Annotated in this window: 20 protein-coding genes and 1 tRNA gene; 9 read left to right on the top strand and 12 right to left on the bottom strand. The window is 68.9% G+C overall.

Features of this window, described 5'->3' with window-relative positions; genetic code table 11:
• Position 1: 1 nt before the first annotated feature.
• Together C5E05_RS10905 and C5E05_RS10900 are read right to left on the bottom strand one after the other, a co-directional pair.
• Positions 2 to 592: an FHA domain-containing protein gene (locus tag C5E05_RS10905; protein WP_104341947.1), complete on the bottom strand. Its 591-nt coding sequence runs from the start codon at positions 590 to 592 to the stop codon at positions 2 to 4.
• Complete coding sequence (locus C5E05_RS10900; protein WP_104244082.1) at positions 589 to 1,299, bottom strand: DUF3662 and FHA domain-containing protein; 711 nt, start codon at positions 1,297 to 1,299, stop codon at positions 589 to 591. The genes C5E05_RS10905 and C5E05_RS10900 overlap by 4 nt, the downstream gene beginning before the upstream one ends.
• Positions 1,300 to 1,521: 222 nt before the next feature.
• On the opposite strand from C5E05_RS10900, the gene C5E05_RS10895 reads away from it, so the two are divergent.
• Positions 1,522 to 1,606: transfer RNA gene (locus C5E05_RS10895), tRNA-Leu, on the top strand.
• 227 nt (positions 1,607 to 1,833) lie between these two features.
• Positions 1,834 to 3,315: an MFS transporter gene (locus C5E05_RS10890; protein WP_228496671.1), complete on the top strand. Its 1,482-nt coding sequence runs from the start codon at positions 1,834 to 1,836 to the stop codon at positions 3,313 to 3,315.
• A 97-nt stretch (positions 3,316 to 3,412) separates the two neighbouring features.
• Here C5E05_RS10890 and C5E05_RS10885 read toward each other — a convergent pair whose 3' ends face one another.
• Entirely contained in the window at positions 3,413 to 4,687 is a 1,275-nt protein-coding gene (locus C5E05_RS10885) for an alpha-amylase family glycosyl hydrolase (RefSeq protein ID WP_104341946.1), read from the bottom strand.
• Between the two features lie 121 nt (positions 4,688 to 4,808).
• Between C5E05_RS10885 and C5E05_RS10880 the strand changes: the two genes are divergently transcribed.
• On the top strand, positions 4,809 to 5,729 hold the full coding sequence (locus tag C5E05_RS10880) for an aldose 1-epimerase family protein (RefSeq protein WP_104341945.1): 921 nt from the start codon (positions 4,809 to 4,811) through the stop codon (positions 5,727 to 5,729).
• Positions 5,730 to 5,796: 67 nt separating this feature from the next.
• Here C5E05_RS10880 and C5E05_RS10875 read toward each other — a convergent pair whose 3' ends face one another.
• A complete protein-coding gene (locus C5E05_RS10875) occupies positions 5,797 to 6,726 on the bottom strand; it encodes an N-acetylglucosamine kinase (RefSeq protein WP_104244088.1) in 930 nt (309 codons plus the stop codon).
• A 78-nt stretch (positions 6,727 to 6,804) separates the two neighbouring features.
• On the opposite strand from C5E05_RS10875, the gene C5E05_RS10870 reads away from it, so the two are divergent.
• From C5E05_RS10870 to C5E05_RS10855, 4 genes are all read left to right on the top strand, one after another.
• A complete protein-coding gene (locus tag C5E05_RS10870) occupies positions 6,805 to 7,512 on the top strand; it encodes a hypothetical protein (protein WP_104341944.1) in 708 nt (235 codons plus the stop codon).
• A gap of 190 nt (positions 7,513 to 7,702) precedes the next feature.
• Complete coding sequence (locus C5E05_RS10865) at positions 7,703 to 8,521, top strand: CoA ester lyase (protein ID WP_258063482.1); 819 nt, start codon at positions 7,703 to 7,705, stop codon at positions 8,519 to 8,521.
• Between the two features lie 162 nt (positions 8,522 to 8,683).
• A complete protein-coding gene (locus tag C5E05_RS10860; RefSeq protein ID WP_219819525.1) occupies positions 8,684 to 9,148 on the top strand; it encodes a peroxiredoxin in 465 nt (154 codons plus the stop codon).
• 101 nt (positions 9,149 to 9,249) lie between these two features.
• Positions 9,250 to 9,948: a GNAT family N-acetyltransferase gene (locus C5E05_RS10855; protein ID WP_104341943.1), complete on the top strand. Its 699-nt coding sequence runs from the start codon at positions 9,250 to 9,252 to the stop codon at positions 9,946 to 9,948.
• Between the two features lie 45 nt (positions 9,949 to 9,993).
• Here C5E05_RS10855 and C5E05_RS10850 read toward each other — a convergent pair whose 3' ends face one another.
• The 4 genes from C5E05_RS10850 to nucS form a co-directional block, all read right to left on the bottom strand.
• Positions 9,994 to 11,202, bottom strand: a complete 1,209-nt coding sequence (locus C5E05_RS10850) for an ATP-binding protein (protein ID WP_219819524.1) — start codon at positions 11,200 to 11,202, stop codon at positions 9,994 to 9,996.
• 17 nt (positions 11,203 to 11,219) lie between these two features.
• Positions 11,220 to 11,702, bottom strand: coding sequence for a DUF3224 domain-containing protein (locus tag C5E05_RS10845; RefSeq protein WP_104300385.1), 483 nt, complete (start codon positions 11,700 to 11,702; stop codon positions 11,220 to 11,222).
• A gap of 51 nt (positions 11,703 to 11,753) precedes the next feature.
• On the bottom strand, positions 11,754 to 12,521 hold the full coding sequence (locus C5E05_RS10840; protein ID WP_104307587.1) for an HAD hydrolase-like protein: 768 nt from the start codon (positions 12,519 to 12,521) through the stop codon (positions 11,754 to 11,756).
• Between the two features lie 71 nt (positions 12,522 to 12,592).
• The gene (gene nucS, locus C5E05_RS10835) at positions 12,593 to 13,288 is read right to left on the bottom strand and encodes an endonuclease NucS (RefSeq protein ID WP_104244101.1); all 696 of its coding nucleotides are present in this window, start codon (positions 13,286 to 13,288) and stop codon (positions 12,593 to 12,595) included.
• A gap of 178 nt (positions 13,289 to 13,466) precedes the next feature.
• Between nucS and C5E05_RS10830 the strand changes: the two genes are divergently transcribed.
• The gene (locus C5E05_RS10830; RefSeq protein WP_104341942.1) at positions 13,467 to 15,152 is read left to right on the top strand and encodes an alkaline phosphatase; all 1,686 of its coding nucleotides are present in this window, start codon (positions 13,467 to 13,469) and stop codon (positions 15,150 to 15,152) included.
• Between the two features lie 107 nt (positions 15,153 to 15,259).
• On the opposite strand, the gene C5E05_RS10825 is transcribed toward C5E05_RS10830, so the two are convergent.
• The 3 genes from C5E05_RS10825 to C5E05_RS10815 all read right to left on the bottom strand — a co-directional run bounded on the left by C5E05_RS10825 (position 15,260) and on the right by C5E05_RS10815 (position 18,675).
• A complete protein-coding gene (locus C5E05_RS10825; protein WP_104244103.1) occupies positions 15,260 to 15,892 on the bottom strand; it encodes a LysE family translocator in 633 nt (210 codons plus the stop codon).
• A 126-nt stretch (positions 15,893 to 16,018) separates the two neighbouring features.
• On the bottom strand, positions 16,019 to 17,137 hold the full coding sequence (locus tag C5E05_RS10820; protein WP_104341941.1) for a hypothetical protein: 1,119 nt from the start codon (positions 17,135 to 17,137) through the stop codon (positions 16,019 to 16,021).
• 176 nt (positions 17,138 to 17,313) lie between these two features.
• Positions 17,314 to 18,675: an MATE family efflux transporter gene (locus tag C5E05_RS10815; RefSeq protein ID WP_258064839.1), complete on the bottom strand. Its 1,362-nt coding sequence runs from the start codon at positions 18,673 to 18,675 to the stop codon at positions 17,314 to 17,316.
• A 142-nt stretch (positions 18,676 to 18,817) separates the two neighbouring features.
• Here C5E05_RS10815 and C5E05_RS10810 point away from each other — a divergent pair, with 142 nt between their 5' ends.
• A complete protein-coding gene (locus C5E05_RS10810) occupies positions 18,818 to 20,830 on the top strand; it encodes a M13 family metallopeptidase (RefSeq protein WP_104341939.1) in 2,013 nt (670 codons plus the stop codon).
• 86 nt (positions 20,831 to 20,916) lie between these two features.
• Here C5E05_RS10810 and C5E05_RS10805 read toward each other — a convergent pair whose 3' ends face one another.
• A complete protein-coding gene (locus tag C5E05_RS10805) occupies positions 20,917 to 21,417 on the bottom strand; it encodes a hypothetical protein (RefSeq protein ID WP_181059531.1) in 501 nt (166 codons plus the stop codon).
• Between the last annotated feature and the right edge of the window lie 123 nt (positions 21,418 to 21,540).

The raw sequence follows: 21,540 nt of genomic DNA, 5'->3' as shown, positions 1-21,540 counted from the left end.
CCTATCGCAGCTCGAACGTCGTCGTCCCGATGCGGACAGGCGTGCCGACCGGTACGTGGGTCGGCTGGGAGACGCGCTTGCCGTTGACGTAGGTGCCGTTCGTCGAGTCGAGGTCCTGCACCATCCACGCATCGTTCCAGAGCAGCAGGCGCGCGTGGTGCGTGGAGCTGTAGTCGTCCTGGATGACGAGGTCGGAGTCGCCGGATCGGCCGATCGAGAGCGGTTCGCTGCGCAGCGACAGCTCCGTGCCGCGCTTCGGGCCGGAGGTGATGACCAGCTTGCTCGGCCGCTCGGAGCGCGCAGCCGGACTGGGCACGGGGGTCGACGGCCGGTGGCTGCCGGGACCAGCATCGCCCGAGTCGGAGGAGCGGACGGGAGCAGCAGGCGTGGGGGCCGGTGCCGCCGCCGGTGCCGCGTCGTTGTCGGCCGAGGCGAACACCTGCTGGCGCGACTTCTCCATGGCCTGCTTGTAGGCGGAGGACCGGGTGCCGAAGAGGTCGCTGCGAAGCGAGTAGATGACGGAGAACACGAAGATCCACAGCGCGGCCAGGAAGGCGAGGCGCAAGACGAGGAGAGTCAGCTCACTGGTCACGTGAGGCCTCCCTGTCGCGGGAGGTACCCGGTGTCGTCGCTCGGGTCGGCCTGGGGGATCACCCGGAACACAATACGGTGACGACCGATCTGAATCGTCGAATCGGGCTCGAGACCCGCCTGGGAGATCGAACGGCCGTTGACCTTCGTGCCGTTCGTCGAGCCGAGATCGCGGATTCCCGCACGCTTCCCGTCCCACACGACTTCGGCGTGCTTTCGCGAGGCGCCGGTGTCCGCGATCGTGATGTCGGCTTCGGAGCCGCGCCCGATGACCGTCGATCCGACGCCCACGTGGATGCGCTCGCCATCGACGTCCAGGATGGGAGCCCAGGCGACCTGGCCCTGCACGCTGCGCGAGTCGACCTCGATGCGCCCCTCGGAGAGCGAGTCGTTCTCCAGGAACTTGATGCTGAGGCCGCCCGAGAACTGGTAGCCCTGCTTGGCGGCGTGCTGCTCGACGACGCGCATGAGCTCGTCCTGGATGCCAGCGATCTGCGAGATGCGCGTGTAGTCGACCTGCGACATCTGCACGTTGAAGCGATTCGGGACCAGCACGCGGTCGCGTGTGACGATCGACGCCCTGGTGTCCATCTCGCGTTTCAGCGCGGCGCTGATCTCGACGGGCTGGAGCCCAGAGCGGAAGGTCTTCGCGAACGCACCATTGAAGAGACGCTCGAGCCCACGCTCAAATCTGTCGAGGATTCCCACATGTCTCCTGGTTCTCGAGGGCACGCAACAGCCCGCACCGGGTGGCGCGAATCTGTTTCATGCTAACGGCACTGGGCTGGATGTCCGACTTCTTTGCCTTGGCTATGGGCTTCCGGTGCCCCGCCTGGGCGCTTCCCGGAGGGCGTTCTCGGGTCTGAAACGCGTGCATCCGCGCCTCGGTTTCGCACTCTGCGACAGTGTCTGGTAATCTCTCGGAGGTTGGCGCGAGTGGCGGAATTGGCAGACGCGCACGGTTCAGGTCCGTGTGCCTTCGGGTGTGGGGGTTCAAGTCCCCCCTCGCGCACCAGGGTCCCAGGGCAAGAGCACTGGGAATGCGAAACCCCCGGAACTTCGGTTCCGGGGGTTTCGTCGTCCCGGCGCGAACCCACACCGGTGGACTTATGTCGAGCTTCAGGACTTGCTAAGGTGGCCGATCTGTCGAGCGTCGCCGCTCGGGTAGGTCGAGGCGGCGACGTCCTCGGTCCGAGGCTTGAAACCTCCAGCACTCGCTTTCTGAGAACCTGGAGGGTTTTCTTGTCTTCTGACGCGTCTTCCGTCGAGCGCGCATCTGCGCCACGCACCATCTCCAAGTGGTGGGCACTCGCCGTGCTCGCCCTCACCCAGCTCGTCGTCGTGCTCGACGGCACGATCGTCACGATCGCACTGCCGCAGGCGCAGATCGACCTCGGCCTCACCGACGTGCAGCGGCAGTGGGTCGTCACCGCGTACGCCCTCGTCTTCGGAGCGCTCCTCCTGCTCGGCGGTCGTATCGCCGACTACTGGGGACGCAAGCGCGCCTTCCTCGTCGGCATGATCGGCTTCGGGGTCGCCTCGGTCTACGGCGGCTTCGCCCAGAGCGCCTTCGACCTCATCCTCGCCCGCGGACTCCAGGGGCTCTTCGCAGCGCTCCTCGCCCCAGCCGCCCTCGCGCTGCTCACCGTCAGCTTCCCCTCCGGCAAGGAGCGCACCACCGCGTTCGCCGTCTTCGGAGCCATCGGCGGAAGCGGGGCCGCAGTCGGCCTGGTGCTCGGCGGAGCGCTCACCGAGTTCGCCAGCTGGCGCTGGTGCCTGCTCGTCAACGTCTTCTTCGTCATCGCCGGTGTCATCGGCGCGCTCATCGTCCTGAAGGAGAGCAAGGCAGAGGGCGACAACACCTACGACCTCTGGGGCACCGTCACGGTGTCGCTCGGGCTCGGCTCGCTCGTCTACGGGTTCAGCCTCGCCGAGGAGGGCTGGGGATCCCTCGGGACCATCGGCTTCCTCGCGCTCGGCGTTGCACTCCTCGCCGCGTTCGTGTGGATCGAGACCCGCGTCGCCCAGCCCCTGCTCCCGCTGCGGGTCGTGCTCGACCGGGTGCGCGGCGGAGCGTTCCTCATCCAGGCCGTCATCGGCAGCGTGCTCATCGGTGCCACCATGTACCTCGCGCTGCACCTGCAGATCGTCATGGGAATGGAGCCGCTCGTCGCTGGCCTCGCGAACGTCGCGATGACCGTCGTCATCCTCGTGTGCGTCCCCGTCTGGGCGCGTCTGCTCCCCAAGTTCGGGCCACGCCCGTTCATGGTCGTCGGCCCGATCGTCGTCGCCGGCGGACTCCTGCTGCTCTCCGGTGTGACCGTCGACGGCAGCTACCTCACGCACATCCTGCCCGGACTCGTGCTGCTCGGCATCGGCCTCTCGATGATCTTCGTCCCGCTGCAGAACCTCGCGCTCACGGGCGTGGAGCCGCACGACGCTGGTGCCGCCGCGGCAACCGTGAACTCGACCATGCAGATCGGCGGGTCGATCGGCCTCTCCGTCTTCACCGTGTTCTACGCGAACGCCGTGGCTTCGGGACTGGAGGCGGGTGAGACGCAGCTGCAGGCCTTCACGAACGGCTACTCGGCGGTCTTCCTTGCCGCGGCGGGTGCCATGCTCCTCGCGGCGCTCATCGCCGGCTTCATGATCAGGGGCACCAAGGACCGCCCGCTCGTGCAGTCGGAAACAGCCGAGCAGGACTCCCTCGTCTCGATGCACTGACGCGCGCCCTGACCAACTTCAGTGCTGATCTGGTCGTTCCGGGTCGTCTCGGGCGAATCCGGGGCTTCTCTGCACTGAAGTTGGTCAGTCGTCGTCGCTAGCTGCCGTCGCTCCAGCGCTCGAGACCGTGGCCGTCGACCGATCGGCCGCCGAGCAGCACCGAGTCGTCGCCGAGGTTCACCGCGAGGAGAGCACGCTCGCCCTCGCTGCCCTCGGCGATGAACAGTGCCGCCGTGTTCGCGAGCTCTTCCGTGCGGATGCGCGCTGTCGCGAGCCAGGGATGCTGGCGCCGGAACGCGATCGCGTCTCGGTGCGCCCGCGAGTAGGCGTTCTCCGGCCACTCCCTCGGGTCGCTGGGAAACTCCGGCCTGATGGCGTCGTCTCCACCGGCCCGCTCCTCCTTCAGCGCCTCGAGCCCGCGCTCGTCGCCCGCGTACACGCTCGGGGCGCCCGAGAAGAAGAACAGCATGGCGATGGCGATGGCGTGGTTGCGCTCATCGTCGATGGCGCTCGCGATGCGCGTCACGTCGTGGTTGCCGAGGAACGTCATCGGCAGGAAGTGCTCCACGAAGTCGTTGTGTCGCTGCAGCGACCAGTCGAGCTCGAACAGGTTCTGCTCCTGCACGGACGAGCGGAGCGCCTTCCACAGCTCGTACTGCGTCACCGAGTCGAGGCCGGACTCTCGCACGTACCCCTCGTAGTCGCCGTGGATGACCTCGCCGACGAACCAGGAGTCCGGGAACCGCTCGCGCAACGGGTCGATCGTCGACCGCCAGAACAGCGGCGGGACCGCGTAGGCCGCGTCGAGGCGCCATCCGTCGACGCCCCGCTCCAGCCAGTGCGCCATGGCGACCTCGACGAGCTCGACGACCTCCGGATGCTGGTGGTTGAGCACCACAAGCGCGTCGTGGCCCTCGAACACGTCGACGGGGAGTCCGTCGACCTCGCGTGCATCCGCGCCTCTCGCGAACCGCGCGGCCGCTCCCGAGTCGGGGCCCGCCTCGACCGCCTCGCGCCACCACGGGTGCTCGCGGCCAACATGGTTGAAGACACCGTCGAGGAGCACGCGGACGCCGCGTTCACGGCAGGCGGCGATGAGCGCGTCGAAATCGGCCTCGTCGCCGAGCCGCGGGTCGATGCGGAGATGGTCGACCGTGTCGTAGCCGTGGGTCTGCGAGGCGAAGATCGGGCCGAGCAGCAAGCCATTGAGGCCGAGAGCGACAAGTTCGTCCAGCCACGCCGTGATGCGATCGAGGCGGTGCTCGACCGGGCTCGAGAGGGGAGCGCCCGCCGTATCCGCACCGACGAAGCCGAGCGGGTACACGTGCCACCAGAGTGCGGTCTGCGGCCAGGGCTGAGGAGCTGGAGTCATCGTCTCAGGCTAGTGACGCGGTCTGGGAAGCACTCCGTGAGCTCCCGCGACCCGCCCGCCTCGCCTCGGCGTGAAAGACTGCCTTGGTCCTACCCCCGACAGCACCGAGGAGTCCCCACAGATGTCGATCACCCCGCGCTCAGGCTCCTCCTACTTCCTCTCGCACGGTGCCTACGAGGCCTCGATCTCCAGCGTCGGCGCGACCCTGCGCGAGCTCACGCACAACGGCAGGCACCTCGTGCACACCTTCGACATGGATGAGGTTCGGCCCGCGTACAAGGGGGCGACGCTCGCCCCATGGCCGAACCGCATCATCGACGGCCGGTACCGCATCGACGGGCAGGAGCTGCAGCTGCCCCTCTCCGAGCCCAAGCGCGGGCACGCCCTGCACGGCCTCGCCCTCTGGCTCGACTTCACACCGGAGAATGTGCGCCCCGACCTCGTCGTGCTGACGGCCACGATCGAGCCGCAGACGGGCTACCCATTCCGCATCGAGGTGCGCACGAGCTACGTGCTCGGCGACGACGGCCTCACCACGACGGTGGAGCTGCGGAACGTCGGAGCCGGGACCGCACCTGCCGGTGCATCCACGCACTCGTACCTGGTCGCCGGCGAGGGACAGATCGACGAATGGACCCTCGAGTCTCCCGCGCAGAAGCTCATGCACGCCCACGGCGCACGTCTGCTCCCCGGCTCCGTCGTCTCGGTCGAGGAGGTCGCGGGGGCCTTCGACTTCCGCGCCGCCCGGCGCATCGGCGAGATGGAGATCGACCACGCCTTCACCGATGTCTTCGGCGAGGGCGACACCGCCACAGTGACGCTCACGACCCCCGACGGCACGGGCGTCGGCATGACCTGGGGCACGGACGCACCGTGGGTGCAGGTCTTCACGAGCGACCAGCCTGGCATCGAATGGGACCGCCAGGCCGTCGCGGTCGAACCCATGACCTGCGCACCCGACGCCTTCAACTCCGGCGTCGACCTCGCCTGGCTCGAGCCCGGCGAGAAGCTGGAGACCTCGCAGCGCATCTTCGCGATCTGACGATCGAGCCTCTCAGGGAGGCCGTCCGCGCGCGGGCCTCGAACGTCACGACCTAGAGCGTCACGACCTAGAGCGTCACGACCCCGATCGAGGCGATGAGCGCGTGGTCCCTCTCCAGATGGGGGAGCATCGCCGCCCCGTCCAGCGGGTGGCTCTCGCCCACCGCCACCCGAGCCTCCGGCACCCGCTCGAGCAGCGAGCGCCGGAACGCCGCGGCCACATGCGGCGACGAGAACACGTTGCCGATCGCCCGCACCTGCACGACCTCACGCCCGCCGGGCAGACCGACCCGCGCGAGCCCGGCCGCGACCGAGGCGGCTAGCTCCGAGCCCGCCGCCGCCAGGATTCCAGCAGCGACCGCATCCGTCTCCGCCAGGTCGCCGACCGACCGAGCGAACGACGCGATGTGACGGACCTTCCCCTCGTTCGTCTGCAGCGACACGTACATGCTCGGCAGATCCGGGTGGTGGGCGAGCACGACCTCGGTGAGCGCCGTCTCCGGGCCACGGCCATCGAAGGCGCGCATCACCGAGTCCAGCGCGGCGCGACCGATCCAGTACCCGGAACCTGCATCTCCGACGAGGTAGCCCCAGCCGTCGACCTGCGCGAGGCGTTCCTCGCCGACCGCGAGCGTCACGACACCCGTGCCAGCGGCGACGACCGCACCGAGCTCGGACCCGAGGGCCCCCAGGAAGGCCGAGATCGAATCGTGCGCGATGAAGACTCTCGCGACGCCGAACTGCCCGACCAGCAGAGCGAGTTCATCCGCAACCGTCTGCGCGTGCGTCACCCCCGACACGCCACCGGACACCGTGACCCCCGTCAACCCAGAATCTCGCAGCGACTGCTCCACGACGCTCGCGAGCTGGGGCGCCAACGGGAGGTCGGTGCGAATCGCGGCGAAGGAGCGAACCTCGCCAGAATCGATCTGCGAGCGGATGCCGCTCTGGCCAGCGTCGATGGCAAGAACAGGCGAGGGGGAGAACGTCGTCGTCATGCACCGAATCGTATTGCAGAGAGGCGACGGGCAGAGGTGCCCGCGTCACGAATACACCAACGGTCCTAGGGTGAACGCATGACGACACCGAGCCAGTGGAACGGACAGCACAGCCCCGACCCCCAGTCGAACGCAGCCCAGGGCGCGTCCGGCTACGGCACCCCGCCGAGCGGCACACCCGCCGCCTACGGTCCTGCTGGTCAGGCGCCGTCGGGGCAGGGATACGGTCAGGTAGCGGGTGACCCTCAGCAGCCTGGCGAGTACCAGCAGCCCGGCGGCTATGCACAGCCCGGCGGCTATGCCCAGCCTGGGGGCTACGCACAGCCCGATGCCCACCAGCAGCCGGGGAGCTATGCCCAGCCTGGCGAGTACGCCCAGCCGGGTGGCTACCAGCAGCCGGGCAGCCCCCAGCAGGCCAAGGCGCCGAGTCGAACGCAGCTGGCCAGCTTCTCGAGCCTGCGCGAAGAGCTCTCTTTCTCGACGAACCGCTTCGGCATGATCTCGCTGGCGAGCGCGCTCGGAGGGTGGGCGATCAACACGTTCCTCTCCTTCGTGATGAGCATCCTGGCGCGCACTGGCGGCTACGAGATCTACGGGGTGCTGAGCCCCGCGACCGGCATCCTGCAGCTGCTGACCTCCGTTGCCGCCATCGTCTTCGGCGTCCTCGCGCTTCGATCGAGCGGATGGCGCAACATGCCAGCCGCTGTCGGCTCCGTCGTCGGCGTCATCACCCTCGTTCCCGCAGTTCTCTTCTTCCTCATCGGCCTGATCCCGTTCTCCTACTGATCAGGATCCCTGGCCGTTCTTGTAGAGGTCCGCAAGAGGACACCGCGTTTCGTCGTACTAAGCTCACACCTTGGCTGCGTGTCACGCGGCCGTACGCGGTCGAGCAGACCCGTGCATCCAGTCGATGAATGAGGCGAGAGTTCTGAACGCTCCAGCGAGCCCCCACCCCAAGTCAACCGCCGGACACGTCGTGCCCCCGGCAGACGCCAGGTCCTGGTTGCTCGTCCCGGCGTCCAAGCCCGAAGCTTTCGACGCTGCGGCAGCCTCGCGCGCCGACGTCGTCATCCTCGATATCGAGGACGCCGTCGACCCCAAGCACAAGGCCGCCGCCCGGGCTGATGTCATCGCCTGGCTCAAGGCCGGCAACGCCGCCTGGGTGCGCATCAACGACACCCTGTCCGACTTCTGGGCCGACGACGTCGACGAGCTCGCGGGAGTCCCCGGTCTCCTCGGAGTCGTGCTCGCCAAGACGGAGCAGGCCGAGCAGGTCGTCAACACGTACCAGCGACTCGGCGCCCGCATCCCCGTGGTGCCGCTCATCGAGTCGGCACTCGGACTCGAAGAGGCCACGAACATCGCCCGCGCTGACGGCGCCTTCCGCCTCGCCTTCGGCAGCGGCGACTTCCGTCGCGACACCGGCATGTGGGCGACGCGCGAGGCCATGGCCTACGCACGCTCGCGCCTCACCGTCTCCTCCAAGGCGGCCGGCCTCCCGGGCCCTGTCGACGGACCCACCACCGACGAGAGCCTCCGTGTCCTCCGCAACGAGTCCGAGTGGACGCTCGAACACGGCATGACCGGCAAGCTGTGCCTCCGCCTCGAGCAGACGGCCGTCGTCAACGAGGTCATCTGCCCGCAGACGAGCGACATCCTCTGGGCACGCGAGTTCCTCGCCGACTTCGACGCTTCCGGCGGCGTGGTCCGCGACGGCAGCGACCTCCCGCGTCTCGGTCGCGCACGCAAGATCCTGCGCCTCGCAGAAGCCTTCGGCATCACCGTGGAGGCCTAGAGAGTCCAGCCAGGGTCGGCTTCGCGCCGATCGCTCGGTTCCGTTCTGCAGTTGCGGGCCGCTCGCCCCCGGTGGGCGGGTGGCCCGCGACTCGTTCACAGGCGACGGTGGATGCGCGCTCGCTAGAGTCGGGCAGGTCTGATTCCCGAGCGAGGAGCAATCTTGGTCACCACTCTCAGCGTTGGCGACAGCGCCCCCGATTTCGCGCTCACCGACCAGCACGGCGAGATCATCCGCCTCAGCGACCTGGCCGGCTCGCCAGTCGTCGTCTACTTCTACCCGAAGGCCGGCACGCGCAAGTGCACGCAGCAGGCATGCGACTTCCGCGACAACTACGCCGCACTCAGCGACGCCGGAGTCACCGTGCTCGGCATCTCGCTCGACCAGCCGCGAGAGCTCGCCATCTTCGGCGAGGAGCAGCGGGTGCCATACTCGCTCCTCAGCGACTCGGGGGCGACCGCCATGGAATGGGGCGCGTGGGGCGAGCGTCCCGTCGCGGGAATCGCGGGGACCGGAGTCATCAGGTCGACGTTCATCGTGGATGCCACCGGGAAGCTCTCCTGGGTCGCGTACGACATCGACCCGGACGGCCACGTGGAGGAGCTGCGCGCGAAGCTCGGCATCTGAGCCGAGCGGGAGGCAACGGGTCGTAACCGTCGGTCACGACGTCGAGAGCATCGTGCCGTGTGCGTGACAATCGGAGACACATCCACCGTCTCGAGGACCCCATGACCGACACCACCATCACCTCCACCTCCGTGCTCGACAACCCCGCCTGGAAATCGCTGACGGGCGCCCACGCGCACCTCGCTGTCGGTGGCGACCTCGTCAAGCGATACCCGGCCGACGTGTCGCCGTTCGTGGGCGTCCGCTCCTGGGAGGAGCCCGGCGTCTGGGACGCGATCGCCGAGCTCCTCGGCTCCGGGGCCGAGCTCGCGATCTCGCACGCAGACCCCGAGGTTCCGGCCGGCTGGGCGCAGACCTGGCGCGGCGAAGGGGTGCAGCTGGTCGAGACGCCTCGCCTGCAGACGAGACCCGACGAGGAGGTCGTCGAGCTCGGGGCAGACGACGCCCCCGAGATGCTGGCGCTCGTGGAGCGCAACCAGCCTGGCCCCTTCCTGCCGCGAACGTACGTGCTCGGGCGCTACGTCGGCATCCGCCGCGACGGAAAGCTCATCGCCATGGCCGGAGAGCGACTCCACCCCGCGGGTTGGACGGAGATCAGCGCGGTCGCGACCGACGCCGACTACCGCCGACAGGGACTCGCATCACGTCTTGTGCTCGACGTCGCCTTCCACATCCAAGAACGCGGCGATCGTGCGCTCATGCACGCTGCGGCCGCCAACACGGGTGCCATCGCCGCGTACGAGAAGCTGGGCTTCGAGCTGCGTCGAGCGACGCCGTTCACCGGCGTGCGCGTTCCCTGAGTCCGTCGAGGCCGACCCCGCCCCTTACGACTGGGCCGGAGGGGCTCAGTCGTCGAGGTCCTCGTCCTCATCGGGCGGCGGCGGGAATGCCCGCCCCTGCGGAAGCGCGATGGCCTCGCTCACCACGTGCTCTCGCAGATACTCCCGCAGGTACGGCGTCGTGAACTGCACGCTGCCGTAGCCCGCGGGCTCGATGATGCCGGCGTTGATGAGCCGCTGGCGGTACACGCCCACGTAGCCGGCCTTCGCGCGCATCCGCAACCGGATATCGCTCGAGCGCGACGGCCCGTCGTCGCTCGCCATGGCGGCCAGGTAGGTCCGGTCGCCGACGGACAGTGCGGCGAGGGTGGGTTCGTAGATGTACTGGCCCATGGCCTGCCGTGCGAGCCGAACGGCCCGGCGGGCGTGCGCGAGCTGGATGCGCTCGGCGGCGCCTGCCTCCTGCCACGATTTCGAGCCGATGAACTGCACGAGGAACGGGTACCCCTGCGTGCCTCGCACCGCGTAGTCGAGGGCGTCGTCGTCGATGCTGCGTCCACCCTCCGCGATGGGCTCCCGGAGAGCCCTCGCCGACGCCTCGTAGTCGAGCTGCCCGAGTTCCTGGACGTGCGCGCGGCGCAGGAACGTCAGCATGCGGTCGCTGCGCAGCTCGTTGATGTTCGGCTTGAGGCCGGCGCCGACGAACGCGACGTCGAGCCCCTCGCGGAACGCGTGCTGCACGACCGTCGTGATCTCGCGGAGGTCGTCGATCGCGCCGCGGTGGATCTCGTCGACGGTGATGAGCACCCCTGTGCCGTTCGGGGCGAGCAGACGCGTGAGCTCCGTCAGCTGTGACCGCAGGTTGGCGACGGGTCGGTAGCGCTCCTCGACCGTCGACACGAACCCTCCGGTGCCCATCGGCAGGGTGACTCCCGTGATGCGGCGCTTGCTGGCCCTCGGGTCGTGCTCGGCCAGGAGCTTGGGGAGCGCTTCGGTGGTCATCCGCTCGGCCAGCCCCTTCGTGGCCGTCTCCGAGATCACGAGCCAGCCGCGTGTGACGGCGATGTCCTCCAGCGCGTTGAGCATGACGGTCTTGCCGACGCCGCGCAGCCCGGTGACGAGGGTCGCCCTCCCCACCTCGCCCGGCGTGCCGTCGATCGCCGCTTCGAACGACGCCAGCATCGCCGACCGGCCGACAAGCAGCGGCGGCGTCACGCCGAATGAGGGCGTGAAGGGGTTCGGCCGCGTGGATGCGGCTCCCGCCTTCGTTGGCACGGGCGGCCGGCTTCCGGTCAGGCCTCGCTCTTCGACGAGCCCGCCTCGACCTCGCCCGCGAGCACCTCGCCGTCGATCTCCACGTCGTCGGCATCGTCGAACTCGATCTGCAGGACAAGCGTGTGGTCGTCGCCACGGGCGATGATCTCCCCTGTGCCGCTCGCGCCGATCAGCTCTCCGGTGCCCGAGTCGGGGACGATATGCAGCACGCCGCCGCCAGCAGCAGGACGGCCCCTCGCGACCGTGTTCGCGTGCCAGAACGCGAGCGTGCCCGTCCTGCCCGCTATCGAGCCCTCGAAGGCGTCGATCGCGACGTACGTGCCCGAACCGTGCTTCTCGTTGAAGGCACCAGCGAAGAGCACCTCGCTGCGCCCCTCGATGTCACCGCCCGAGATCGCACGGACGATGAATGCACCGCCAAGCGGTGCGGCGGTCTCGATGCCGACGGCCCTGCCGTTGGCGTCCCAGGCTTCGATGGTGAAAGAGCTCTCTGCGCGCATGCCATGAGGATACGACGACGCACCGACAAAGCGACGGGAACTCCGGCGTGGTCAGTCGAGCGAGAGGAAGGCTCGGAGTCGTTCCGCCGAATCGGCGACCGCGACGGAGCCCGCCTCCTCGCCGAGGCGGCCGTAGCCCCAGGACACGTAGACCGCGGGCACGCCGTGCTCGGCAGCCCCCTCGACGTCGTAGAACCGGTCGCCGATCATCAGCACGTTGCTGAGGTCGACGCCCGCCACGTCGAGTCGACGAAGCGCCTCCTCGATGACGTCGGCCTTGGCCGAACGCACCTCGTCGTCGGAGGCTCCCGTGATGGTGAGGAATCTGTCGGCGACCCCGTAGCTCTCGAGGATGACCCTCGCCGAGCTCTCCGGCTTGCTCGTCGCCGTCGATTGCGGGATGCCCGCGGCGTGCACGTCGCGGATGACCTGGAGCACCCCCGGGTACGCGTCGCCGATGAACGACTCAGAGGCGCGGTAGATCGCGCGATAGCGTTCGGTCGCCTCGATGGGGTCGAGCCCGTAGGCGGCGAACGTCTCGTGGATCGGCGGGCCCACGTGCTTGAGCAGCTCGCTGTCGCTCGGGATCGGCAGCCCGTAGCTCGAGAGGACGGTGCGCAGGCTGTTCAGGATGCCCGGCGCCGAGTCGCTGATCGTCCCGTCCAGGTCCCAGAGCACCGCCGTGTACGGGGCGATGCCGGTACCGCGCTCGAGGTCGACCCTGCGCGTCGTCGTAGTCGCCGCAGGCTGGACGGCCGGTGCCGGCTGCGGGTCTGTCGGGACCCGACCTTCCGTTTCTGGAGAGCTTGTGTGCGTCATGTCCGAGCCAGTGTAGTGAGGGCTGGCCGAGTGGCAGGCGACAGCCCGCTGAACGGTTGGGGTGCGCGCGGCTAGAACAGGCGCATGTGGCGCGGGTCGACGCCGCGCATCTCGTCGTAGTCGAGGATGACGCAGCGGATGCCGCGGTCCTCGGCGAGCGTGCGTGCCTGCGGGGCGATCTCCTGCGCGGCGAACACCCCCGAGACGGGAGCGAGCAGAGGGTCGCGGTTCATGAGCTCGAGGTAGCGCGTCAGCTGCTCGACGCCGTCGATGCCTCCACGGCGCTTGATCTCCACGGCAACAGAAGCGCCGCTCTCGTCGCGCGCCAGGATGTCGACCGGCCCGATGGCGGTCATGTACTCCCGGCGCACGAGGGCATGCCCCTCGCCGAGCAGGTCGATCTGGTCGGCGAGCAGCTTCTGGAGGTGCGCCTCGACGCCGTCCTTCTCGAGGCCGGGGTCTTTGCCGAGCTCGTGCGAGTGGTCGCCGAAGACCTCGCCGATCGTGACGAGCAGCTGGTCGCCGGTCTTCGTCTGCGTGACCCGCCAGAGCGCGGTGATGCCAGCTTCGAGCTGGGTCGCGTCCGGTTCCTCCTCGACGATGGAGCAGGGTGCGCTCATCCAGTTCAGCGGCTTGTAGCTGCCGCCGTCCGAGTGCACCAGGAGGCTGCCGTCGGCCTTGCGCATGAGCACCCGTGGGGCCATGGGGAGATGGGCGGTGAGACGGCCGATGTAATCGACGCTGCAGTTCGCAATGACAAGACGCACCTGACGAGGGTAATCGCTCCCGATGCACCGGGTGGTCGTGCGCGCCGGTTTCGGCCCTCGATGAGGTCACTCGAAATTCACCGGGGAGCTACCCGGGGGAAACTGCGGCTTCGCCGGACATGCGAATGGTTCTCATAGCGTCGCCGAGGTACCCCGAAGACGGACCGGAAGGAACCAGATGCCCAGCATCATCCGCAGACCACTCGCCGGAGGCGCAGTCGCGCTCACCGCGCTCACCGCGCTCGCCATCGCAGGCACCGCGTTCGCCGCGACGCCGGCCGTCGCCGACGAGACCGGCCCGAAGAACGTCATCGTGCTCATCGGCGACGGCATGGGCTACAACTTCGTCGACCTCGCGAACGCCCACACCAGCGGCGAGACCTACTACCAGGTCACCACGGGCGGGGACAAGAAGGTCATCCCAGCTGGCAGCAACGCTGACCGGCCGACGGAGGGCTTCCAGAGCTGGGACCTCGCCGGCATGTCCACGAACTGGGCTGAGGGCCCCGCGTACGACCCCGCGGAGTCCTGGACCGACTTCGAGTGGAACAAGAACGACCCGACCGACTCCGCCGCGGCAGGAACCGCCATGGCGACAGGCGTCAAGACCTACAACGCGGGCATCGGAGTGGACGTCGACGAGAACGTGGTCGAGAACCTCTCGGAGCGTGCGAACTCGCTCGGCAAGTCGACGGGCGTCGTCACGAGCGTGCCGTTCTCGCACGCCACACCCGCTGCCTACTCGGCACACAACGTGTCGCGCAACGACTACCACGGCATCGCCGCCCAGCAGCTCTCTGGCGAGATGGATGTCGTGATCGGCGCGGGCCACCCGTTCTACGACGACGACAACCAGCCCTTGGCAGCACCGAACTACCAGTACGTCGGCCAAGCGGAGTGGGAGGCCGCCACGAACGGCGCGAGCGACTACGCCTTCCTGGAGACGAATGAGGACTTCGCGGCGCTCACCGAGGGCGACACCCCCGAGCAGGTCTTCGGGGTCCCCCAGGTCGGCTCGACGCTGCAGCAGGGCCGCACGGACAGCGGCGCGAGGAACGACGTGCCGAGTCTCGCGACGCTCACCGAGGGCGCCCTGAACGTGCTCGACAACAACGACAGCGGCATGTTCCTCATGGTCGAGGGCGGCGCGATCGACTGGACCGGGCACGCCAACCAGACCGACCGAGCACTCGAGGAGACCCTCGACTTCAACGACGCCGTGGATTCCGTCATCGACTGGGTCGAGACCGAGTCGAGCTGGGATGAGACGCTCGTCGTCGTCACCGCCGACCACGAGACCGGCTACCTCTCTGGCCCGGTCGAAGGCCAGTTCACGCCCATGACGGTCGAGAACCACCTCGACTACGCCACCCACTCGTGGAACTCCACGAACCACACCAACCAGCTCGTGCCCTTCTTCTACAAGGGTGCAGGTGCCGAGCAGCTCACGGCGCTCGCCGATCAGCGGGACCCGCTGCGCGGCCACTACCTCGACAACACCGAGATGGCGCAGTGGCTGCTGACGTCCGCGTGGGTCGAGGTCGCTCCGCCGGCTCCGACCGTGCCGACCGAGCCGACGGCCACGACCGTGCCGACCGCGACCACAGAGCCGACGGCGACCGCGACCACCGAACCGACGGCGACGACCGAGCCGACCGCGTCCACGACGGCATCCGTCACCGCTGCGGCCACTGCGGCCCCAGCACCCACGAGCACCTCGGCGACCGGACAGGGCGGGGACTCGCTGGCCACGACCGGCGCCGACGGTGCAGCGCCCATCGCGATCGGCGCTGGTCTGCTCCTGGCCGCAGGCATCACCGTGGCGCTCGTCGCCCGTCGGCGCGCTGCGACCGAGCGCGAGTAGCGGAGGAGCTCCCAACAGCGAGGCGTCACCAAGAGCACGCCGCTCGCGCGCGGAGCGCATGGCTGGCCGGTCCCGGATGCACGGGACCGGCCAGCCTGACCACGTCTCTAGGACTTCGCGCCGGTGAAGGCGAGCGCCCCGCCGAGCCCGATCATCATGGCTCCACCCGTCGCTGACATACCGGAGATGCGCTTGGGGGAGCGTGCGAACCAGGCCCGTGCGGTGCCGGCGAAGAGCGCCCACGCACCGTCGAAGACGAGCGCCAGCAGAAGGAAGCAGACGCCGAGCTCCATGAGCTGGAGCCAGGCCGGCCCGGCCGCCGGTGACACGAACTGGGGGAGCACGGCCACGAAGAACGCGATCGTCTTCGGGTTCGTGCTGCCGACGATGAAGCCCTGCGTGAGCAGCTTGAAGGCGCTCGCGGGAACGGGCGGTGCGGCCTCGAGATGGGCGTTCCTCGTGCGGATCGCCTGCACGCCGAGCCAGACGAGGTAGACCGCGCCGACGATCTTGATGATCGTGAACGCCACGACCGACGAGGCGACAAGGGCCCCGACCCCGAGCGCCACCGCGAGGACCGCCGGGATCATCCCGATGGCGTTGCCGACGACGCTCAGCACGCCGGCCCGACGGCCGAGCGCGATCGACCTGCCGATCACGAAGAGCACGCTCGGCCCCGGGATGAGGATGAGCAGCACCGACGCGATGGCGAAGGCGAGCAGGCTGTCGAGTGGGACCATGACGAGAACGTACCGCTCCCGAGGCCCGAGCGCGAGCGATCCTGGGGCCGGTCAGGCCCATGTTCGGACCCTCCCCGAGTGGGCCTCGCTCTCAGCCGGAGCCCTTCGGAGGCCCGCCCTTCACGCTCAGGCCGGGACGACGCCGTAGGCGTAGGCGAACTCGGTGGTGCGCTGGTTGCGGTCGTTGTTGTCGGCCGGGAGGAAGCCCACGTGCCCAGCGGTCGACGCCACGTCGAAGGAACCAGCGCCCGGAGCGTCGTAGACGATGTCGAACTCGAGGAAATCGCCAGCGTCGAGTGGTGTCCCGAACACGGCGACAAGCTCCTGCACACTCGAGCCTGCCTGACGCTCCGGTGCGGTCACGTTCTGGAGGAAGTCACCGGTCTCGGTGCCGTTGCGGCGGACGTTGGCGATGGAGAAGGTCGTCGTCGAGCGGTAGTCGAACCTGACGACGGCTGAGCCCGACGCGGGAAGCGGGCTCGGGCCGACCGACGTGATCTTGACCGACGTCGGACGGCTCGTGCGGGCCGGCCCGGTGCCGAGGGGCACCGTCTCGAAGCTCGCCTCGGTCTCCGCGGCGTACGGTGCGGCCGGCTCGAGCTCGGTGACGCCGACGCCCTGCAGCACGTTGTTGTCGGTCTTGGTCTCGGGAGCCAGAGACGTGGCGCTGACCCGGGATCCCGTGATCTTCGCCGGGTCGTACGCGTCGTTCGGGTAGCGCAGGAGCACGGTCGACTCGACGACGAGCACCACCGCACCGGTGGGGAAGATCGGGTCGTCGGACTCGTTGACGGGAACCGAGACGGGGACGAGCCACCTGTGCTCGGTGCGCGTTCCGGTCACGATCGTCTCGACATCGTCGACGTACGTGGGCTCAGCGGCCCCGGCGACCCGGTACCCGACGCGGTCGATCGTGGCCACCTCGTTGTCGACCGTGTAGCTGGCCTGGAAGCCCGAGGCAGGGGAAGGCGTGTCGCCGAAGTTCGCGACGGCGAAGTTGCTGAGCGGCACGAACGACGTGTACCGCTGGGAGTAGTCCGGCGTGAAGAGGGGGAGGGAATCCCCGAACTGCAGGCCGACGATCGCGAGGTCGAACCCGGCGGTCGTCGTGCTCGCCGACGCCGACGGTGCTCCGACGGCCAGTGTCACGAGGGGGATGCTCCAGGCGCCGGCAGTCACGATGGCGCGCCGCGAGGGGAGCTGCTTGTCGGTCGAGCTGCTGTTCGAGGGAAGGGATGCACGCATGGTGGAACTCCAGAGGGGGATCTGTTGGCGCCGGCGTCAGATGCGCGCAGCGTCTGCGAGCCCAGGGGCGACCCGCAATCCCCACATTTGCAGGAAATCACCCGGGGAGCGATGGGGAGAACTCCCCGTGGCTCGGCTCGGCTCCGCGAAGCCGAGCGAGCGGATCCGTGCGTCCGCTACCTCGCGGCGCCCGGAACGAGCCACTTCGTGCCGCGCTCCCTGGCACCCAGGACGAGCGCCCGAGCGCCCATGGTGCCAACGGCGAACGACGCCCACAGCACGCCGAGACCAGCAGCACCCTGCATCCCGAGCTGCAGCACGACCGTCACGCCGACCACCAGCACGAGCAGCGGCGGGATGCCCGCCAGCGCCAGGTAGCGGACGTCACCCGCGCCGATGAGGATGCCGTCGAGCACGTAGACGAACCCCGCGATCGGAGTCCCGGCAGCGAGGATGAGGAACCCGACGGGCAAGAGGGAGAGCACGGCGGTGTCGCTCGTGAAGACGTACCCGAGAACCCACGCGAGGGCCGCGAACACGACCGCGAGGATCACGCCGAACCAGAACCCCCACTGCTTGAGGCGGCGGGAGATCGCCGTGACCCGCTTCGTGTCACCGGCACCGAGGGCGTGCCCGACCATCGCCTGGCCCGCGATGGCGAGCGCATCCAGGGTGAAGGCGATGAGGCTGTTGACCGAGAGGAGGATCTGCAGGGAGGCCAGCTCCGCGACCCCCTGCTGTCCGGCCGCCCAGACCAGCACGACGAGGGAAGCGCGCAGCGTGAGGGTGCGCAGCACCATGAACGCGTTCGCCGAGAACACCGTCCGAGGGTCGCCGATCCCCGGCCGCAGCGAGACGCCGAGCTCGCGGCCCGCCCGGACCGCGATGACGATGTAGACGATGGCCATGCCCCACTGCGCGATGACCGTGCCGAGGGCAGACCCCGCGATGCCCCAGCCGAAGCCGTAGATGAAGACCGCGTTCAGCGCCCCGTTCACGGCGAAGCCCGCGATGGCGACGACCAGGGGCACCTTGGTGTTCTGCAGGCCGCGCAGCAGGCCCATGGCGGCGATGACGAGCAGCATCGCGGGGAGACCCCACAGGCTCAGGGACAGGTACGTGTTCGCGGCATTGATGGCGCCGGGATCGCTCGTGAAGACGCCGACGAGCGGGGCGCTCAGGGGGAGGCCGACGATGAAGAGCACGAGCCCGCAGAAGGCCGCCAGCCACATGCCCTCGATACCGGCGCGGATGGCGCCTGGCCGGTTGCCGGAGCCGAGCAGCCGCGCCACGACCGGGGTCGTCGTGTAGGCCAGGAACACCATGATGCCGACGATCGTGTGCAGGATCGTCGCCGCGACTCCGAGGCCAGCGAGCGCCGTATCGCCGAGGTGGCCGACGAGGGCCGTGTCGGTGAGCAGGAACAGCGGCTCGGCGACGAGCGCCCCGAACGCCGGAACCGCGAGCGTCAGGATGCTGCGGTCGAGTGCGCGTGCATCGGTGCGTCCAGCGGGTTGGGAGTTCCGAGTTGCGCGCACGGATCCATCCTCCCAGGAGTCAGCGCGAAGCCTGTTGCCCAGACGCGGGCAGGTGCACGGTGGGTGACCCCGCGTCCCCTCGCGTGTTCGCCCTGAGGTGATCTCAGCGCCTGTGTCGGTGGCGTGTTCTAGCCTGAGGGACATGTCACAGACGGACGACCTCGCCTCCACCGCTCCCGCAACCGAGCAGCTCCCCTCGGGCATCGACCTGGAGGCGCTCGACGCCTCGGTCCGCCCCGCAGACGACCTGTTCAGGCACACCAACGGCAAGTGGATCGCTGCCACGGAAGTGCCCGCGTACCTGCCCGCCTACGGCAGCTTCATCCAGTTGCGCGAAGACGCCGAGAAGGCGGTCCTCGACATCCTGAAGAGCGGCACGGACGCGGAGCCCGGGTCGGAGCTGCGCAAGGCGGCAGACGCCTACGCGGCGTTCATGGACGAGGAGAAGCTCGAGGCCCTCGGCTTCGACCCGGTTCGCCCCGACATCGACCGCGCACTCGCCGCATCGACGATCGACGAGTTCCTCCACGTGCTCGGCGACCTCGAGCGCACCGGCCTCGGCTCGTTCGTCTCGGCCTACGTCTACCCCGACCTCAAGTCGCCCGCAGAGTACGCCCTCTACTTCGAGCAGTCGGGCCTCGGCCTGCCTGACGAGAGCTACTACCGCGAGGAGCAGTACGCCGAGATCCGCGAGCAGTACACGGCGCACATCGCCCGCATGCTCGGCCTCGCAGGACTGCCGGACGCAGAGGCTCGGGCCGCGCGCGTCTTCGCGCTCGAGACCGAGATCGCCAAGCTCCACTGGGACGTCGTCAAGTCGCGCGAGGCGGAGCTCGCGTACAACCCGCGCACCTTCGCGGAACTCAGCGCGGCCTACGCGAACGTCGACTTCGCGGGCTGGACCGCACGCTGGGGTGCACCGGCCGGCGCACTCGACCGCGTCATCGTCCGTCAGCCCGACTTCTTCGAGGGTGCAGCTGCCCTGCTCACGCACGAGCGGCTCCAGGCCTGGCAGGACTGGCTCGTCTGGGGCATCGTCTCGCAGTACTCGGGCATCCTCGCCCCGTCGGTCTCCGCAGCCAACTTCGACTTCTACGGCAAGACCCTCCAGGGCACGCCAGAGCAGCGCGAGCGTTGGAAGCGGGGCACGGGCCACGCTGAGGGCAAGCTCCCCGAGGCCATCGGCAAGGCCTACGTCGAGCGGCACTTCTCGCCGACCGCGAAGGCCAAGATGCTCGAGCTCGTCGGCTACCTCACCGGGGCCTACCGCGCATCCATCGCCGAACTCGAGTGGATGAGCCCAGAGACCCGTGAGCGAGCCCTCGACAAGCTCGAGAAGTTCGTCACCAAGATCGGGTACCCCGACCGCTGGCGCGACTACTCCGACCTGGAGATCAGGGACGACGACGTGGTCGGCAACTCGCGCCGGGCCTCCGTCTACGAGGCGGCCTACGAATTCGCCAAGCTCGGCACGCCCGTGCGACGCGACGAGTGGATGATGCCGCCACAGACCGTCAACGCCTACTACTCGCCAGGGGAGAATGAGATCGTCTTCCCCGCCGCGATCCTCCAGCTGCCATTCTTCGACGAGCACCGCGACCCCGCCGCGAACTTCGGCGCCATCGGCGCCGTCATCGGCCATGAGATCGGGCACGGCTTCGACGACCAGGGGTCCAAGTACGACGGAGACGGGCGCCTCGAGGACTGGTGGACCGCGACCGACCGCACCGCCTTCGAGCAGCGCACCCGGGCGCTCATCGACCAGTACAACGAACTCTCACCTGAGGGCACCGAGGGCCAGAAGGTCAACGGCGAGCTCACCATCGGCGAGAACATCGGCGACCTCGGCGGACTCGGCATCGCCTGGAAGGCGTACCGCGCCTACCGCGCAGACGCCGGCTTCGACGCAGACGACGAGAACGTCATCGACGGGCTCACCGCGGCGCAGCGGTTCTTCCTCAGCTGGGCGCAGGCGTGGCAGCAGAAGGCGCGCCCCGAGTACGCGAAGCTGCTCCTCGCGGTCGACCCGCATTCGCCCGCCGAATTCCGATGCAATCAGATCGTCCGCAACGTCGATGCCTTCTACGACGCCTTCGACGTCACCGAGAGCGATGCCCTCTGGCTCGCCCCCGAATCCCGGGTCACCATCTGGTAGCCGGGCGCTGAGCCAGGCATCACCTCGACGCCTCCCGGGACGCAAGACGGCTCCGGGAGGCGTCGTCTCGTCTCGTCGCTGCGCCGCTACTCGACGCCGATCGGTGCCCAGGCCCCGGTCGACCCCGTCAGCATGATGCGGGCGCCTGAACCCAGGTACGTCGACGCGACGGCGTCACCTGCACACAGGTCGACGCCTTCCCCCGTGTACAGGGTCGATGTCGTGATCCTGTCTTCCGCATCGCCGAAGAGCAGGGCGAACGAGCCATCGGCGACCGGCAGGGTTCCATCCGCGAGCTCGTAGTTCCCCGCGTCGATGCCAGTGCTCTCAGCAAGCGACTCGACCGTATCGCCGGGGCAGGCGATGACCGCGCCGGTCGCGCCGCTCGGCAGAAGCGCGGCGAAATCGAGGGTGGCCCCCATCTCGTTCTCGCTCAGGGCATCCGTGATCGACGTGTCTGGCGGCTGCATGCCCTCCTCGGGGACGGCACCATCGGTCTGCCCGGAGCCCGAGCATCCGCTCAGCGCGAGGAGCGCGGTCGCAGCAACGGTGCCGACAAGCAGCTTGGAGCGGTGTTCGCGGAGCATTCGCAGGGGTTCCCATCGACGGAGCGTGCACTCGGTGGTCATCTCGGGATGCTCAGCCCAGGGCGAGAAGGTGCGGTTCCCGAGATCGCCGGCGCGCATCGATTCTGCCCCGTGTGCTCGAGG

Origin of the sequence: Pseudoclavibacter sp. AY1H1, assembly GCF_002931055.1 — a bacterium.
Classification (GTDB): domain Bacteria; phylum Actinomycetota; class Actinomycetes; order Actinomycetales; family Microbacteriaceae; genus Pseudoclavibacter.
The sequence above is the reverse complement of the archived record's forward strand: the minus strand, read 5'-3'. Positions and strand labels throughout refer to the sequence as shown.

Excerpts from the sequence above, each read along its gene's own strand:
- C5E05_RS10885 (WP_104341946.1), bottom strand. The coding sequence starts at position 4,687 with ATGACTCCAGCTCCTCAGCCCTGGCCGCAGACCGCACTCTGGTGGCAC.
- C5E05_RS10880 (WP_104341945.1), top strand. The coding sequence starts at position 4,809 with ATGTCGATCACCCCGCGCTCAGGCTCCTCCTACTTCCTCTCGCACGGT.
- C5E05_RS10875 (WP_104244088.1), bottom strand. The coding sequence starts at position 6,726 with ATGACGACGACGTTCTCCCCCTCGCCTGTTCTTGCCATCGACGCTGGC.
- C5E05_RS10870 (WP_104341944.1), top strand. The coding sequence starts at position 6,805 with ATGACGACACCGAGCCAGTGGAACGGACAGCACAGCCCCGACCCCCAG.
- C5E05_RS10855 (WP_104341943.1), top strand. The coding sequence starts at position 9,250 with ATGACCGACACCACCATCACCTCCACCTCCGTGCTCGACAACCCCGCC.
- C5E05_RS10845 (WP_104300385.1), bottom strand. The coding sequence starts at position 11,702 with ATGCGCGCAGAGAGCTCTTTCACCATCGAAGCCTGGGACGCCAACGGC.
- C5E05_RS10840 (WP_104307587.1), bottom strand. The coding sequence starts at position 12,521 with ATGACGCACACAAGCTCTCCAGAAACGGAAGGTCGGGTCCCGACAGAC.
- C5E05_RS10830 (WP_104341942.1), top strand. The coding sequence starts at position 13,467 with ATGCCCAGCATCATCCGCAGACCACTCGCCGGAGGCGCAGTCGCGCTC.
- C5E05_RS10825 (WP_104244103.1), bottom strand. The coding sequence starts at position 15,892 with ATGGTCCCACTCGACAGCCTGCTCGCCTTCGCCATCGCGTCGGTGCTG.
- C5E05_RS10820 (WP_104341941.1), bottom strand. The coding sequence starts at position 17,137 with ATGCGTGCATCCCTTCCCTCGAACAGCAGCTCGACCGACAAGCAGCTC.
- C5E05_RS10810 (WP_104341939.1), top strand. The coding sequence starts at position 18,818 with ATGTCACAGACGGACGACCTCGCCTCCACCGCTCCCGCAACCGAGCAG.
- C5E05_RS10805 (WP_181059531.1), bottom strand. The coding sequence starts at position 21,417 with ATGCTCCGCGAACACCGCTCCAAGCTGCTTGTCGGCACCGTTGCTGCG.